Origin of the sequence: Nocardioides cavernae (genome assembly GCF_016907475.1) — a bacterium.
GTDB classification, from domain to species: Bacteria; Actinomycetota; Actinomycetes; order Propionibacteriales; family Nocardioidaceae; genus Nocardioides; species Nocardioides cavernae.
This window is the reverse complement of sequence record NZ_JAFBCA010000001.1, coordinates 1,656,463-1,671,559: the sequence shown is the minus strand read 5'-3', so window position 1 is coordinate 1,671,559 and position 15,097 is coordinate 1,656,463. Positions and strand designations below refer to the sequence as shown.

15 protein-coding genes are annotated in these 15,097 nt (G+C 71.4%); 4 read left to right on the top strand and 11 right to left on the bottom strand.

What is annotated here, in order from left to right; translation table 11 throughout:
• Window position 1 precedes the first annotated feature (1 nt).
• From JOD65_RS07755 to JOD65_RS07740, 4 genes are all read right to left on the bottom strand, one after another.
• Window positions 2-1,408, bottom strand: a complete 1,407-nt coding sequence (locus tag JOD65_RS07755) for a glutamate mutase L (protein WP_191192977.1) — start codon at window positions 1,406-1,408, stop codon at window positions 2-4.
• Window positions 1,405-1,722 carry a YidH family protein gene (locus tag JOD65_RS23950; protein ID WP_191192978.1) on the bottom strand — a complete coding sequence of 106 codons (318 nt, stop codon included), beginning with the start codon at window positions 1,720-1,722 and terminating at the stop codon, window positions 1,405-1,407. The genes JOD65_RS07755 and JOD65_RS23950 overlap by 4 nt, the downstream gene beginning before the upstream one ends.
• 3 nt (window positions 1,723-1,725) lie before the next feature.
• Window positions 1,726-2,886, bottom strand: a complete 1,161-nt coding sequence (locus tag JOD65_RS07745; RefSeq protein ID WP_191192979.1) for a cystathionine gamma-synthase — start codon at window positions 2,884-2,886, stop codon at window positions 1,726-1,728.
• A gap of 107 nt (window positions 2,887-2,993) precedes the next feature.
• Entirely contained in the window at window positions 2,994-3,683 is a 690-nt protein-coding gene (locus tag JOD65_RS07740; RefSeq protein WP_191192980.1) for a hypothetical protein, read from the bottom strand.
• Window positions 3,684-3,846: 163 nt separating this feature from the next.
• Here JOD65_RS07740 and msrA point away from each other — a divergent pair, with 163 nt between their 5' ends.
• On the top strand, window positions 3,847-4,497 hold the full coding sequence (msrA, locus tag JOD65_RS07735; RefSeq protein ID WP_191192981.1) for a peptide-methionine (S)-S-oxide reductase MsrA: 651 nt from the start codon (window positions 3,847-3,849) through the stop codon (window positions 4,495-4,497).
• 10 nt (window positions 4,498-4,507) lie between these two features.
• On the opposite strand, the gene JOD65_RS07730 is transcribed toward msrA, so the two are convergent.
• From JOD65_RS07730 to JOD65_RS07710, 5 genes are all read right to left on the bottom strand, one after another.
• On the bottom strand, window positions 4,508-6,085 hold the full coding sequence (locus JOD65_RS07730) for an FAD-dependent oxidoreductase (RefSeq protein ID WP_191192982.1): 1,578 nt from the start codon (window positions 6,083-6,085) through the stop codon (window positions 4,508-4,510).
• An 86-nt stretch (window positions 6,086-6,171) separates the two neighbouring features.
• A complete protein-coding gene (locus JOD65_RS07725) occupies window positions 6,172-6,471 on the bottom strand; it encodes a hypothetical protein (protein ID WP_191192983.1) in 300 nt (99 codons plus the stop codon).
• 13 nt (window positions 6,472-6,484) lie between these two features.
• On the bottom strand, window positions 6,485-7,735 hold the full coding sequence (locus JOD65_RS07720) for an MFS transporter (protein ID WP_191192984.1): 1,251 nt from the start codon (window positions 7,733-7,735) through the stop codon (window positions 6,485-6,487).
• Window positions 7,736-7,762: 27 nt separating this feature from the next.
• Complete coding sequence (locus JOD65_RS07715; protein WP_191192985.1) at window positions 7,763-8,617, bottom strand: alpha/beta fold hydrolase; 855 nt, start codon at window positions 8,615-8,617, stop codon at window positions 7,763-7,765.
• A 78-nt stretch (window positions 8,618-8,695) separates the two neighbouring features.
• Complete coding sequence (locus tag JOD65_RS07710; protein WP_191192986.1) at window positions 8,696-9,394, bottom strand: alpha/beta fold hydrolase; 699 nt, start codon at window positions 9,392-9,394, stop codon at window positions 8,696-8,698.
• Between the two features lie 204 nt (window positions 9,395-9,598).
• Here JOD65_RS07710 and JOD65_RS07705 point away from each other — a divergent pair, with 204 nt between their 5' ends.
• Both JOD65_RS07705 and JOD65_RS07700 read left to right on the top strand, forming a co-directional pair.
• Window positions 9,599-12,853 carry an ATP-binding protein gene (locus tag JOD65_RS07705; RefSeq protein ID WP_307821010.1) on the top strand — a complete coding sequence of 1,085 codons (3,255 nt, stop codon included), beginning with the start codon at window positions 9,599-9,601 and terminating at the stop codon, window positions 12,851-12,853.
• Window positions 12,854-12,961: 108 nt separating this feature from the next.
• A complete protein-coding gene (locus tag JOD65_RS07700; protein ID WP_191192988.1) occupies window positions 12,962-13,303 on the top strand; it encodes a YciI family protein in 342 nt (113 codons plus the stop codon).
• A 41-nt stretch (window positions 13,304-13,344) separates the two neighbouring features.
• Here JOD65_RS07700 and JOD65_RS07695 read toward each other — a convergent pair whose 3' ends face one another.
• Complete coding sequence (locus JOD65_RS07695) at window positions 13,345-13,887, bottom strand: hypothetical protein (protein WP_191192989.1); 543 nt, start codon at window positions 13,885-13,887, stop codon at window positions 13,345-13,347.
• A gap of 142 nt (window positions 13,888-14,029) precedes the next feature.
• Between JOD65_RS07695 and JOD65_RS07690 the strand changes: the two genes are divergently transcribed.
• Complete coding sequence (locus tag JOD65_RS07690) at window positions 14,030-14,758, top strand: CDP-alcohol phosphatidyltransferase family protein (RefSeq protein ID WP_307821009.1); 729 nt, start codon at window positions 14,030-14,032, stop codon at window positions 14,756-14,758.
• On the opposite strand, the gene JOD65_RS07685 is transcribed toward JOD65_RS07690, so the two are convergent.
• Window positions 14,759-15,043 carry a DUF1905 domain-containing protein gene (locus JOD65_RS07685; RefSeq protein WP_191192991.1) on the bottom strand — a complete coding sequence of 95 codons (285 nt, stop codon included), beginning with the start codon at window positions 15,041-15,043 and terminating at the stop codon, window positions 14,759-14,761.
• Window positions 15,044-15,097 lie beyond the last annotated feature (54 nt).

The following is a 15,097-nucleotide window of genomic DNA, read 5'->3' as shown; positions in this document are numbered from 1 at the left end:
GCTACCGATCCCCCACAGCCCTGAGGCCACCTAGCAGACGGTGTGCCGCCACCGGGTGCTCCTCGGCGAGCAGCCCGGCGGCGGCGAGCACGTAGTCGTGGTCGACGACCACGCGCGGGTCGCGCGGCAGCTGCCAACCTCCCTCGAAGGCGTCACCCGTGGCCGGCGCCAGCACCCGGCGTACGGCGTCGGGGCCGCCGTGGCGCAGCACGCCACCCGAGCCGACCAGGAGGTCGACCTCGCGGAGGTCCTTGCCGCTGCGCTCGACCACGCGGCCCTCGGGGCTCACCACGACCTTGCTCCGACCGGCGTGACGCTCGAGGGCGATCCGTACGGCGGCTGCGGCGATGTCGAGGTCGGCGTCCTGCTCGGCAGCCGGGTCGGGGCAGCTGTCCGGGAGGAGGTCGGGCCGCTCACGGCGGCGTACGGCGGCGGCGTGCAGGTCGTCGCGGCCCGCGGCCTCGACCGTCGAGACGGCCGACCAGCGCATGCCGAGGTCGCCCTCGACCGTGCGGGTGACCGGCGTGGTGGCGACGACCTCACGGGCCAGACCGCTGTCCTCGGGGTCGAGCTCGACGACGCTGTGCACGTCGGTGGTCGCACCGCCGACGTCGACGACCACGACGTCACCGGCCCCGCGGTGCTGGTCGTCGAGGCCCCGCGCGAGCAGCTCGACGCCGGTCAGCACGACGTCAGGCGTCGCCCCGCGCACCATCGAGGTGAACGTGCGGCCGCGGGCGTCGGTGCGGCTGCTGAGGTGCTTGCCGCCGATGACGTGGCTCAGGAAGATCTCGCGGATCGCCCGGCGCGCGCTGCCTGGCGCGAGCACGCCGATGCGCGGCACCACGTTGTCGGCGAGCACGTGCGGCGTCCCCGAGCCGGCGAGCAGCTCCGCGACCAGGGGCTGCGTCTCGACGTTGCCGGCCACCACGACGGGCCCCGGCCACGGCTGGTCGGCCAGGAACCGGGCGTCACCCTCGAGCACCTCGGCGTTGCCCCCATCGGTGCCGCCGACGAGCAGCACCACGTCGGGGTCGGCCGCCCGGAGCCCGGCCAGCTTGGTGTCGTCGAGCCCGCCGTGCAGCACCAGCACGACCTTGCCGCCGCTGGAGAGCGCAACCCGGCGGCCGGCCTCGGCGGTGACCAGCTCCTCGTTGCCGACGACCGCGATGCGCAGCCCGCCACCGGCACTGGAGCAGGCGAGCACGTCGGCGTCGACCGCGTGCGGGTCCTGCTCGGCGAGCGCGGCCACGCAGGCGTCGTACCCGTCGAGGACGTCACCGGTGCCGGTCGCGTCCGGAAGCGTGGTCGGGTGGCTCGCGGTGGCGAGGAGCTCGCCGGTCGTGCGGTCCACCAGCACGGCCTTGGTGAACGTCGAGCCGAAGTCGACGCAGACGACCGCGCTCACACCAGCACCGTCAGGGCGACCACCACGATGATCGCGATCACGGCGAGGACGACGACCTGCACGCCGAACCCTGGGGGGATGTCTGTGCCCGCCCGGATCGCCCGCTCGGCCTGGCGGTAGCGGTGCCAGCCGACGCCGGCGGTCATCGCCGACGCGGCCAGGAGGGCGATGCCCAGGGCGACGTTGGGCCAGGTCCCGTCCAGCAGGTTGAGGGCGCCGACGGCCGCCACGACGAGACCGATCGCGGTCCGTTCGTAGGCGAGGAGGGTCCGCTCGTTCGCGAGGAGGTAGCGGGGGTCGGGTGCCTCGTCCACGTCTCAGCCCAGGGAGCGGTCGAGGTCGGCGACGAGGTCGTCGACGGTCTCGATGCCGACGCTGAGCCGGATGAGGTCGTCCGGCACCTCGAGGTCGGTGCCCGCGACGCTCGCGTGGGTCATCTTCCCGGGGTGCTCGATGAGCGACTCGACACCGCCGAGCGACTCCCCGAGGGTGAACACCTCGGCGCGCTCGCAGACGGCGAGGGCCTGCTCGAGCCCGCCCGCGACGCGGAACGAGATCATCCCGCCGAAGCGCTTCATCTGGCGGGCCGCGACCTCGTGGCCGGGGTGGGCCGCGAGACCGGGATAGATCACCTCGGTGACCCGCGGGTCGACGTCGAGGAACTCCACGATCCGCTCCGCGTTGTCGCAGTGGCGGTCCATGCGTACGCCGAGCGTCTTGAGGCCGCGGTGCGTCAGGAAGGCGTCGAACGGTCCCGCCACCGCGCCCATGGCGTTCTGGTGGTATCCGACCTTCTCGGCGAGCTCGAGGTCGCGCACCACGACCGCTCCCCCGACGACGTCGCTGTGCCCGCCGACGTACTTGGTCGTCGAGTGCACCACCACGTCCGCACCGAGCGTGAGCGGCTGCTGGAGGTAGGGCGAGGCGAAGGTGTTGTCGACGACGAGCAGGGCGCCGGCGTCGTGCGCGACGGTGGCCAGCGCCTCGATGTCGCCGATGGTGAGCATCGGGTTGGTGGGCGTCTCGACCCACACCAGCTTGGTCCGGCCGGGCTCGATCGCCGCGGCGACGGCGTCGGTGTCGGCGACCGACGCCGAGCTGTGGTCGGTGCCCCAGACCTTCGCGACCTTGTCGAAGAGGCGGTGCGTGCCGCCGTAGGCGTCGTCGGGGATCACCACGTGGTCGCCCGGCCGTGTCAGCGCCCGGATGATGGTGTCCTCGGCGGCGAGGCCGGAGGCGAAGGCGAACCCCTTCTCGCCGTCCTCGACGGCCGCGAGCGCGCCCTCCAGCGCCGTACGCGTCGGGTTGGCGGAGCGGCTGTACTCGTAGCCGCCGCGCAGCCCGCCGACACCGTCCTGCTTGTAGGTGCTGCTGGCGTAGATGGGCGGGTTGACCGCCCCGGTCATCGCGTCGGGCTCGTAGCCGGCGTGGATCGCACGCGTGTCGAAACCGGACTTGTTGCGGTGCTCCTGGGTCACATGGCGAGGGTAGACCCCGCGGCTCTCGGCCCGGACAGGGGAACGGCCGCCGCACCCCCAGTGCGGCGGCCGTTCGCGGCTTGATCTTTCGAGCGGCGACCCGCTCCTCACGGCGCGCTGACGATGGCAGCCGGGCGAAGGGCCCACGTGCCGAAGACGACCGTCTCCCCCGCGGCGGTGCCGGTCACGTGCACGATCGCTCCGAAGACGCTCGCTCCAGCGGCACCGGTGCCCGCGTTGACGATGGTGCGCACTGCTGCGTTGGTGTTCGACACCTCGTAGAGGCACAGCTGGCCCGCGGCGGCGTTCGGGGCGGCGGCGGTCCCGGGGCAGTTGGCGGTCGGCGCAGCCCCGGCGTTGAGGTAGTTGACCCCTGGGGCTGCCGACAGCGTCACGCCGAAGGTGATGTTGTCGCCAACCCGGGCACCCATTGCCCCCGTGCCGATGGCGGCGTACTGGCCCCGGATGAGTGCCTGCTTCGGGAGGTACTTCCCGTCGGACTCGGCCTTCGTGTACGACGAACCCTTGAGCGCGTACTTCGCGTCGGAGTCCCACTTGGCGTAGTACCTCTCGTTGCTCTTGCTCTTGGTGTAGTACCTCTTGTCGCTCTTCTTCTTGGTGTAGTACCGCTTGTCTGCCTGCGGCTGGAGCTCTTGCTTCCAGATCTTTTTCCAGTTGGTGGCCACGGCGCTGCTGACCTCGGCCCCGGCCGGGGTGAGGACCATGAGGCCACCCCCCACCAGGACCCCCACGAGGGTGGCTATGAGGAGCTGCCGACCCGTTCGACGTGAAGACATGATGATTCCTTTCGACGGTGTTGCTGATCGCTTCACCGTCCTCCCGCCGTGGCGGTCCCACATCAGCCAGAGCGCGAACGTCTAGACCGCGAAGTTCCACCGGTGCCGCGCACCCCCGGCGAGACGCGGGCGCGTCCCTTGCCCGGCGCGCGACAATGGAGGCATGTTCGGATTCGGCAAGCCCACCACCCTGCCCACCCCCGACCAGGCGCTCCCGGGGCGCGAGCAGCAGATGTGGACCCTGGGCGAGCACCTGGTCCTGCACACCCCCGTCGTCAGCGACGACGTGCCGGACGGCCTCGAGGTCGCCGTCCTCGGCCTCGGCTGCTTCTGGGGCGCGGAGGAGGTCTACTGGCAGCTCCCCGGCGTCTGGTCGACGTCGGTCGGCTACGCCGGCGGCAGCACCCCCAACCCGACGTACGACGAGGTGTGCAGCGGGCACACCGGCCACACCGAGGCCATCCGCGTCGTCTTCGACCCCGCGAAGGTGTCGTACGCCGACCTGCTGAAGAGGTTCTTCGAGATCCACGACCCGACCCAGGGCATGCGCCAGGGCAACGACGTCGGCACCCAGTACCGCTCGGCGATCTACTGGACCACGCCCGAGCAGGAGCAGACCGCCCGCGAGCTGACCAAGGTGTACGGGGAGGAGCTCGCCCGCCGCGGCCTCGGCGAGATCACCACCGAGATCCGCCCCGCCGGCGAGACGCCGTACTACTACGCCGAGGACGCCCACCAGCAGTACCTCGCGAAGAACCCCTTCGGCTACCGCTGCCACGCCAACACCGGCGTGAAGTTCCCCGAGACGTCCTGACCGGTCCGCTTCAGTGGGTCGGGAGGTCTCGGGACCTGCCCAGCGTGCGATGCACGGAGGCCACCGCGCTGGCTCCCTCGCCCACGGCGGAGGCCACACGTTTCATCGAGCCCGCCCGGACGTCGCCGGCGGCGAACACCCCAGGCAGGCTCGTCTGGTAGGGCAGGAGGGCCATGCCGGGGTCCGCGGCATCGGCCGCGGCCAGGGCGACGTCCGTCATGACGAAGCCGTCTCCGTCACGGGTCACCCCGTTCATCCAGGCGGTGTCGGGTTCGGCACCGATGAAGCAGAAGAGCGCCCGGGAGTCGCGCACCAACAAGGCGCCGCCGTCGGCCCTGATGACCACCCCGTCGAGGTCCTCCTCGCCGCACAGCTCCAGGAGATGGGCGTTCGTCCAGACAGTCACCATGGAGTGGGCCTCCAGACGGTCGACCAGATAGCTGGACATCGACTTCGCGATGCGGTCCCCGCGCACGAGGACATCGACGCGGCATCCCCGTGAGGCCAGGAACAGCGCTGCCTGGCCCGCTGAGTTGGCACCACCGACGACCGTGACGGGACTGGACTCGCAGCCCGCCACGTCGAGCTCGGTCGCTGAGTACCGGATGGCCCCTCGCCGCTCGAACTCGTCCCAGCGCGCCACGGCGAGGCGCCGGTAGCGCGCGCCGGTGGCGACGATGACGGCGCGAGCGCGCACCTCGCTGCCGTCCGCGAGGCTCAGGACCGGGCCCCTCGGCTCGCCGCGCAGGCCCACGACATGGCAAGGCGCGTAGACCTGCGCGCCGAACTTCAACGCCTGCACCAACGCCAGCCGCGTCAGGTCGTCGCCGCTGATCCCGCCGGGGAACCCCAGGTAGTTCTCGATGCGCGACGTGGTCGCGGCCTGGCCACCGGGACCCTGGGCATCCAGCAGCACGGTGACCAGACCCTCCGACGCGCCGTACACGGCCGCGGCGAGCCCAGCCGGCCCCGCGCCGACCACGACGAGGTCGACGTCGCGGTCCGACGGCTCGAAGGTGAGCCCGACGGCCCGGGCCACGTCCTGGGGCGTCGCCCTGACCAGGACGCGGTCGAACAGGACAGCGGCGGGCAGGTCCTCATCGACAAGGCCGTAGGCGGCCATGAGGGACTGACCGGCCACCGAGTCCGCGTCGAAGGGTGAGTGCGGGAGCTGCAGGCGCGCCGCGTAGGTCCGCAACGCACGATTGCTGGCCGTGTCCGGCCGACCGACGATCTCGAGCGCGCTGCCCGCCGAGTCGAGCATGATGCGACGCCTCAGCCTGAACGCCTCGATCAGCACGTCCGCGATGTCGACCTGCTCAGCGAGTGAGGTGCGGAACGCACGAGCCCCGATCTGCACGACCAGGCCCGGCTCCCGAACCCTGGCCGTGACATAGACCGTCTGCCCGGTGAGGATGCTGAGCTCACCCATGAAGTCGCCCGCGGTCCGCGTGTAGACGACGTGCTCATGTTCGCTGACGCTCGCCTCACGCACCACGTCGACCGCGGCGGACTCGATCAGGAACAGGTCGTACGAGCTGTCCCCCGTGGCGTACAGGACCTGGCCCGCCTGCACCGTCCTGCGCACTCCGTAGGAAGCCAGACGTTGGAACTGCTCAGCTGTGAGCCTCGGCTCCCCACCACTCGCACCTGGAGCGCCGTCGACGTTGGTGGTCACCTCGCGCGCCGCTTCGGGACCGGGCGACCGAGGATCGAGCGCGTCGCCCGGTGGCTCAGGATCGAGCTGCTGCTCACCCGGCAGAGGATGGAGCAGTTGCTGCGATGGCTGAGCACCGAGCAGTTGCTCTGGCTCGAGAGCATGGACATCACCGACAGGACCGAGCCGATCGAGCCGATCGAGAACGCCGACCCGATCGAGCCGACCGAGCACACCGACCCGATCGACCCGACGGAGAGGATCGACCCGTCGGAGCAGATGGACAGGAAGGATCCGCGGGAGCGCAACGACAACATCGCCGCCACCTCGTCAGGCCACGGCCGGCGTGGGCTCGGTCATCGCAGGAGGCGCCGCTCGCGGGACGGTGACGGCGAAGAGGAGCAGGCCCGCGGCTGTCAACGCGAGTCCCGCCCACGCCGTCGAGAGCGTGCCCCATCCGGCGCCCAGCGCCAGGGCGCCCCCCACTGCGCCGAGCGCGTTGGCCAGGTTGAGGGCGGCGAGGTTGACGGCACCCATCAGCGTCGGAGCCTCGGGCGCGTACCTCGTCAGGAGCACCTGGATGGTGGGGATGGCCATCATGGTGGTCGCCCCCACCCCGAACAGACACGGAAGCAGGACCGCCAGCTGGTCGCCGCGCAGCCCGATGACGACGAGGAACACCAGCACCCCGGCGTACCCCGTCACCAGGCCCCGGTGCTCGTACTGGTCGGCCAGCCGTCCGCCGACCCAGTTTCCGACCGCCATCCCGAGGCCGAACACGGCGAGTGCGACCGGGATCCACGACTCGTCAGCCCCCACCGCATCGGTGATGTACGGCCCGATGAAGGTGTAGACGGCGAAGATGCTCGAGATCCCGAGGGCGGCGATGGCCGTGGTCACCCACACCATCGGCCGGCGCAGCGCACCGAGCTCGGTCGTCACCGAGCCTCCGTCGAGGGCGGGGGTACGGGGGACGAAGAACCAGATCGCGACACCGGCCACGAGGCCCGTGGCGGCGACCACGAGGTAGAGGGCCTGCCACCCGACCCGCTGGCCGATGAAGGTCCCGAGGGGCGAACCGAAGATCGTCGCCACGGTGAGACCGGCCATCACCGTCGCGAACGCCTTGCCACCCTTGCCCGGACCGTAGGCGTACGCCGCGACCACTGCCCCGGCACCGAAGTACGCACCCTGCACGGTGCCGGTGACGAACCGGGCGATCGCCAGCAGGCCGAGGTCGGAGGCCAGCGCCGAGAGGATGTTGCCGACGAGGAACAGGCCGACGAGGAACAGCAGCAGTGTGCGGCGGTTGAGGCGCGCGGCGACGATCGTCAGGACCGGAGAACCGACGACGACACCCAGTGCGTACGCCGTCACCGCGTTGGTGGCCGTCGGCACCGACACGTCCAGGTCGGTCGCGATCAGCTGGACGACCCCGTTGCTGCCGAACTCACCGGTCCCGATGGCGAAGGTGCCGAGCGCGAGCGCGAACAGCGTCAGCGCGACCCTCCGCTCGGCTGCCTGCGCCTGGTGCCGCCTCTCCTCCAGGTCACACTGGGCCTTGTAGGCGTGCTCGTGCATCCGGGCCTCCTCCCGACTCGCCCCGCCTCACCGGACGGTCCGCGCGGCGGCCAGGACGAGGGCCGCCGTCGACTCCGGGTGGGACTGCATCGCCACGTGGGACGACCGCACCCTGACGATCGTCGACCCCGCGCGCGCCGCCATGAACTGCTGGGTGGCGGGCGGGATGGTCCGGTCCTGCGTGGCCAGGAGGTACCACGACGGGATGGTCCGCCACGCCGGCGTGCCCGACGGCTCACCCAGCGCCGCCGCCGACAGGGGACGTTGGGTCATCTGCATGAGGCGGGCCGTGCGTGCCGGGAGGTCGGCCGCGAACGCCTCGCGGAAGATCTCGGGACGGATGTACAGGTCGGCCCCTCCCCCCGTGCCGGTCGAGAACGGTCGGACGATGAGTGCCTGCTCGTTGATCAGGCTGCCCGGGTTCAGCTCGTTGAGGGCACCGACCGGCTCACCCTCGTCCGGCACGAAGGCGGCGACGTACACCAGTGCCTTGACGTTGGGCAGGCCCGTGGCCGCGCCGGTGACGACCGCACCGCCGTAGGAGTGGGCCACGACGACGACAGGGCCCTCGATGGTCTCCAGTGCGCTGCGGACGTACGCCGTGTCGGAGGCCAGTCCGCGCAGCGGGTTGGCCAGTGCGATGACGTCGAGCCCGCGCGAGCGCAGGATCTCGGCGGACTCGTACCAGCCCGACGAGTCAGCCCAGGCGCCGTGGACCATCACCACAGTCGGCCGTCCGGATCCCGGATCCGGGTGGGCCACCCGGGGTGGCCAGGCCGACGGTGCCCCAGCCTGCGAGGTGGACGTGAGGAGCGTGGCGGCGAGGACGGCCACCAGGATGGTGCCGAGCGCAGCGAGGAGCCGGCGGCTGGAGCGGAACATGGGTGTCTCCTTGGGTGGGATGGTGGGGGCAGTCCCGGCGGGCTCCACTGCACTGTGGAACCGCGCCCTGGGCCCGCGTCACTCGGTGACGGAGGTGACGGCCTTCCTGATCAGGTCGCTGACCACCGTCGGCTGGGCGAACATGACGAGGTGCGAGCTGTCGACCTCGATCGCCGAGACACCCGCTCGCTGGTAGCCGTAGCGCTGGACATCGGGGTTGATCGCGTGGTCCTGCGCGGCCACGACGCCCCACGCCGGCTTGGTCCTCCACGCCGCGGCGCCAGCAGGGTCGCCGAACGCCGCTCCGGACAGCGGCCGCTGGGTCACGGCCAGGACCGCAGCGGTCGAGGCGTCGACGTCGGCGGCGAACACCGCGGGGAACTTCTCGACGTCGACCGTGAGGTCGACGCCGCCGGCGATCGGCGTCGGGACCAGTGCCGTCGCCAGGTCCGACGGTGCGAAGCGGTCCTGCAGCTCACCCAGGGCCTCCCCCGCGTCGGGCACGAAGCCTGCGAGGTAGACGAGGCTCTTCACGTTGTCCGCGATGCCGGCGACGGTCGCCACGGCGCACCCGTAGGAGTGGCCGACGAGCACGACCGGGCTCTCGACGGTCGCGAGGACCGCCGAGACCGCTGCCGCGTCGTCGTTGAGGCCACGGTTCGGCACCGCGGGCGCGAGCACCCTGATCCCCTCGCCCAGCAGCTGGCGGATGACGGGACCGTAGCTCGAGGCGTCGGCGAAGGCGCCGTGGACCAGGACGACAGTGGGTTGCGACATGGGTGGCCTTCCGGGTCGGGACTGCGGGAAGCCCACCTCACCAACGAGTTGTGGACGATCCGTGCACGGCGAAGGGGACGGCGTTCAGCCGAAATCCAGTCGCGCGAGCGTTCGTCGGCCGGCCCGCGACCGTGGTCGGGCGGGGTGCGCCTCGCCTACGATTCCCGCATCACCCTTCGGTCAGCGCTCGAGGACGGGATGCTCGTGTTCAGCACGCACGCAGACGAGCCCGGCCAGGTCCGCCTTCAGGTCCTCGGCCCGCTGCGAGTCTGGCGTGACGACACGGAGCTGGCCCTCGGGCCGCGCCAGCAGGAGTACCTGCTCGCGCTGTTGCTCGCGCGGGTCGGCAGGCCAACGAGCGTGTCGGAGCTCATCGACCTGCTGTGGGACGACGACGTCCCGAGGTCGGCCATCAACATCCTGCAGAAGTATGTCGGCGCCATCCGGCGCGTGCTGGAGCCGGCGCTCGCGGTACGCGAGTCCGGGGCCTTCGTCCAGCGCCGCGGTGGCGGTTACATCCTGTCCGCGGTCCCCGGCGCCGTGGACCTGGTCGACTTCCGACTCCACGTGGAGGGCGCGCGCCGTCACGTGGCGTCCGGCCGCCCGGACGACGCCTCGGACGACTACGCCCGTGCGCTCGCGCTGTGGCACGGACCCGCCGGGGACGGACTCACCCACAGCAGGACCGCGGTGCCGCTGTTCGCCGGCCTCGACAACGAGTTCTTCGACGCGTGCGTCTCGGCGGCTGCACTCGCCCGGACGCAGGGGCACTCCGAACGGGTGGTGCAGCCACTTCGGCTTGCTGCCTGGATGGCACCGCTGCACGAACCCGTGCAAGCCAGCCTCGTCGACGCACTCGCCGCGTCGGGCCGACAGGCAGAGGCGCTCTCGGTCCTGGACGGCGTCCGCACCCGGCTCGTCGAGGAGCTGGGCGTCTCCCCGGGTCACGACCTGCGTGCCGCGCACGCCCGTGCCCTCGGAGAGGCTGCCGACTCGGCGGGGACGGCGAGTCGCTCGTCCTCGACGTCGACGGCGGTCGGCCCGACTCCTCCACACCCGCGGTCGCCGTCCGACGCCGACGGAGCGGGCCCAAGCAGCCTCGTGGGCCGCGCCGAGGAGCTCGGGACGCTGATGCAGTCCCTCGATCGGGCGATCGATGCGCACGCGTCTCTGGTCCTCGTGGAGGGAGAGCCGGGCGCAGGCAAGACCTCGCTGCTCGAGGAGCTCGGCAAGGCGGCGTCCCAGCACGGCGCCACCGTGGCGTGGGGGCGCTGCCTGAGCCATGAAGGCATCCCCGCACTGTGGCCGTGGACGCAGGTCCTGACCGAGCTGCGCCGCGACCAGCCCCCCGACGTGCAGGCCGCGGCGGGCGTGGGCGAGCTGGGGCGCCTGCTCGAACCCGGCGACGACAGCGTGCTGGGCGGCGCGGTCCTGCCGGACAGCGGAGCACAGTTCCGGCTGTTCGAGCAGGCCGTCTCCCTCGTGGCACGCGCGTCTGCCGGGCGTCCCCTCGTGCTCGTCCTCGACGACATGCAGTGGGCCGACCTCGCGTCCTTGCAGATGTTCAAGCACGTCGCCTCGCAGCAACCTTCGCGCGTGCTGCTCGTGGGCATCCTGCGTGATCGAGCACCCCGCCCCGGAGTCGACCTGAGCCGCACGCTGGCAGCCGTGGGCCGGCTCGCCCACCACCAGCGGATCCACCTCGGCCCGCTGCAGCCGGCGGAGGTGGCAGAGCTCGTCCGACGGGAGACGGGCCGCGCACCCACTGCGGCGATCGCCCGCAGCATCCAGGCACGCACGGAGGGCAACCCGTTCTTCGTACGCGAGCTCGCCCGTCTGATGGCCGACGGCAACCGCGCACACGCCGGTGAGGCCGATCGCGGCGTCCCGTCGACCGTGCGGGACATCGTGCGTGACCGGATGAGCACCCTCGATGAGGTCACGCAAGTGGTGATCCAGCGCGCCGCCCTGATGGGCCGGGAGGTCGACCTGCGCCTCCTGGCCCGGGCGTCGGGACTGGACGTCGAGGCGTGCATCGCGTTGCTCGATCCCGCGGACGCCCTGGCGCTGCTCACGACCAACGGCACGCCGTTCAACCTGGCCTTCGCCCACGACCTGGTGCGCGAGTCGGTCATCCAGTCCACCTCACCGGTCGAGCTGGGGCGCTTCCACCTGCAGATCGCAGGTGCGCTGGAGACCGCGCCCTCGCGGGACGAGTCCGACGACGAGCGGCTGGCCCATCACCTCAGGTTGGCCGGACCGCTCGCGGACGCCGAGCGCACCACCACCGCGCTGCTCCGCGCCGGCCGCCGGGCCATCTCGCGATCGGCGTTCGACTCCGCCGCCACTCACCTCCAGGGCGCCGCAGCCATCAGCCGGGAGGCCGGGCTGCTCGAGCTCGAGCTGTCGGCACTGTCGCAGCTCGTCGCGGTGATCGGCATGCAGTCCGGGTACATGGGAGACGCGGACTCGACCTCGGCCCTCCTCGAGCGCGCCGAGACGGTCGCCCGCGCGCTCGGTCGTGAGCGCGCGGCCGCCGACTTCCTCTTCACCCACTGGGCTGCCCACTCCCAGGCGATCCAGCTCGACCGCAGCGGCGACCTGGCGCGGCGGCTCCTCGTCGAGGGCGAGCGGTCCGAGGACCCCGTGGTCCAGGCGTACGGACGGCACGCATGGGGCATCCACCAGTGGGACGTGGGCAACGTGGGTGACGCGTACCGCTTCCTGAGCGAGTCCAACGCGGTCGTGCGCACGCGATCGCGCTCGTGGGACGACGACGAGCCGCTGCGGCACGACCTCCAGCTCCTGTCCCCGGCCATGCTGGCGCTCAACACCGTGCTGCACGGGAAGGTCACGGAGGGACGCGCGCTCTTCGGGTCGATCGAGGCGGATGCCGGAGACCACTCCTACGACGTCACGGTGTGGTCGTCGTTCGCCGTCACCGCCGCGGCCCTGGTGTCCGACACGCACTGGGCCGCGCGGGCGGCCGACCGGGGCATCGCCGCAGACCCGGAGCACGCCTACGTCTTCCTCGGCGCCTACCAGCGGCTCGGCAGGTGCTGGAGCCGCGCCCTGACGGGCCAGGATGCCGAGCAGGCGACGGCCGAGGCCGAGGCCCTCATCGACGCCCACCTGCGCGAACCCACGCGGTCCGGACTCACCACCTGGTTGGCCCTGCTTGCCGAGATGTACCTGGTGTGCGGTCGCCCCGCCGTCGCGGAGGACGCCCTCGACCGGGCCTTCGACTCCATCGACACCTACGGCCAGCGCTACGCCGAGGGCTTCGTCCGGCTCATGCAGGCTCGGTTGATGCATGCCACCGGCACGTCGACGTCCCGCGTGCGGATGGCGGCCGAGGAAGCGCGATCGCTCGCACGTGCGCGCGAGGTCCACCTGTTCGAGAGCCAGGCCGCAGACTTCATCGCGCGTCTGCAGGACTCTCACAGGATCAACGTGTGAGCGTGGTCGGCACGTTCGCGATCACCGCTGCGGGGGTGTCGATCCGGACCCTGCTCGTCCGTCAGAGTGGTGACGGGCCGCACGGGGCGGCCGCACAGGAGGAGTGACATGACGATGTACGCCATCTACTTCAACCAGCAGTGGGTGGGCGACCACCCCGCCGAGTGGTACCAGACCCGTGTGGAGCCGAGCAGCGCGGTGGTGAGGGAGATCGACGCCGCCGGCGCCCTCGTGTTCGCCGGCGGGCTCGTGGAGGACCGCTCCGAGGCCTTCAGCGCCGACGCCACGAGCGGCACGATCACGATCACCGACGGCCCCTACGTCGAGACCACGGAGTACCTCGGCGGGATCACGATCGTCGACGTCCCCGACCTCGAGACGGCGAAGATGTGGGCGGGCAAGATCGCCGAGGGGTGCGGATGGCCGCAGGAGGTCCGTGAGATCAAGTAGGTCGCCGTCCACGTCGCCCGCCGCAACGGGCTCCGGACGGCCTACTGCGCGACCCAGTCGGTGAAGCTGCGCGGCTTGCCCAGCCAGTCGGTGGGGGTGTTGGTGCCGTCCGGACGCGTGCCGGCGACGCGCACGGCGACCCGGACCTCCTCGGGCGACCCGAGTGCCTCGCGGGAGATCCGGAACCGGACCTGCTCGGCGTCGTAGTCGACCCGCATCCGGTAGGAGCCCTCGACGGGCTCGGGCGAGGAGTCCGAGAAGCCGTCGACCTTGAGCAGGTTGTAGTCGGTGCCGAGGAAGAAGCCGCCGGCGAAGAGGTACTCCGGGCCGCGGTCGTCGGGGTCGGTGTCGAGGAAGACCGAGCCCGACGAGCCCGTCTTGTACGACGGCCTCAGGTCGGTGTGGGTCGTGGTGACGACGATGTTGGCGTTCTTGTGCTCGACCTCCACCGACCGGAGGTCGACCCCGTGGCCGAGGTCCTTCGGGTCGGAGACCCCGATGCCGTCGGCGTTGGCCGGAAGGGCCTGGGTCAGGGCGAGGGCAGAGACCGCCAGGGTCGCGGCGCTCAGGAAGGTCCTACGCATGGTGTTGGTCCATTCTGTCGTCGGGCCCCGGGACGGGGACATACATGGAGACGCGGCAACGCGCGCCGAGGTTGTCCCTGATCGCACCTGGGACTGGCATGATCCGCTTCTCATGCACGATTCGCCCTACCCGAGGAGTCGCGTGGCTGCCCTGACGCAGCGTCGACACACCGTCGCCGCCTGGCTGGTGCACGCCTACACCGCCTCCGGTGTCGTGCTGGCGTTCCTGATGTTCGTCGCCGTCATGGAGGGCGACACCGTCCGGGCGCTGTGGCTCTTCCTGGTCGCCATGGTCGTCGACGGCACGGACGGGATGCTCGCGCGGTACGTCCAGGTGAAGCGGCACGCCCCGTCGTTCGACGGCGCGCTCCTGGACAACATCGTCGACTACATCACCTACGCCTTCATGCCGATGCTGCTGCTGTGGAGCGCGGGGTACCTGGGCGAGGGCCCCTCGGCGACGGTCCTCGCGGTGATCCCGCTGCTCGCTTCGGCCTACCAGTTCTGCCGGGTCGACGCCAAGACTGACGACCACCTGTTCCTCGGCTTCCCGAGCTACTGGAACATCGCCGCGTTCTACGTCGTGGTCCTCGACCTGCAGACCACCGCGGTCGCCGCCGTCCTGCTGGTCTGCGCGGTCCTCGTCTTCGTCCCGGTCGGCTACGTCTACCCGTCCCGCACCTCCACGCTGCAGTCGACCACGCTCGTCCTCACCTGCATCTGGCTGATCGGGTACGCCGTCCTGGTCGCCCAGCTCCCCGACCCCAGCCCGGTCTGGCTGGCGATCTCGGTGGCCTACGTCGCCTACTACGTCGCCCTCAGCCTCCACCTGACCCTCCGACGCGGTCGCCCCGTGCCGGCCACCGGGTGACTACCGACCGACCTGCATCCGGACGTCGACGACCTGGCCGAGGTCGACGTCCTCGGCGCGACGAACGGCGACCTTGAGCGGCAGGAACCACGTGTCCTCCCGGGGGAACATCGCGGTGGTGAACTCCGTGTCGCCGATCCACGCACGGACCGGAACCACGCCCCAGTAGACGACGTCGGCCTTCACATCGTCGACGAGGTCGGCCGCGTCCGGCGGGAGGGCGACGAAGAAGAACGGCGCCGGCCCGCGCCACTCGACCACCTCGCCGGCGAACTCGATCTCCATGGCCCCACCTTCCCAGCAAACCGATCGCGGGCGGGCAGACACCGAGGCGGGCGG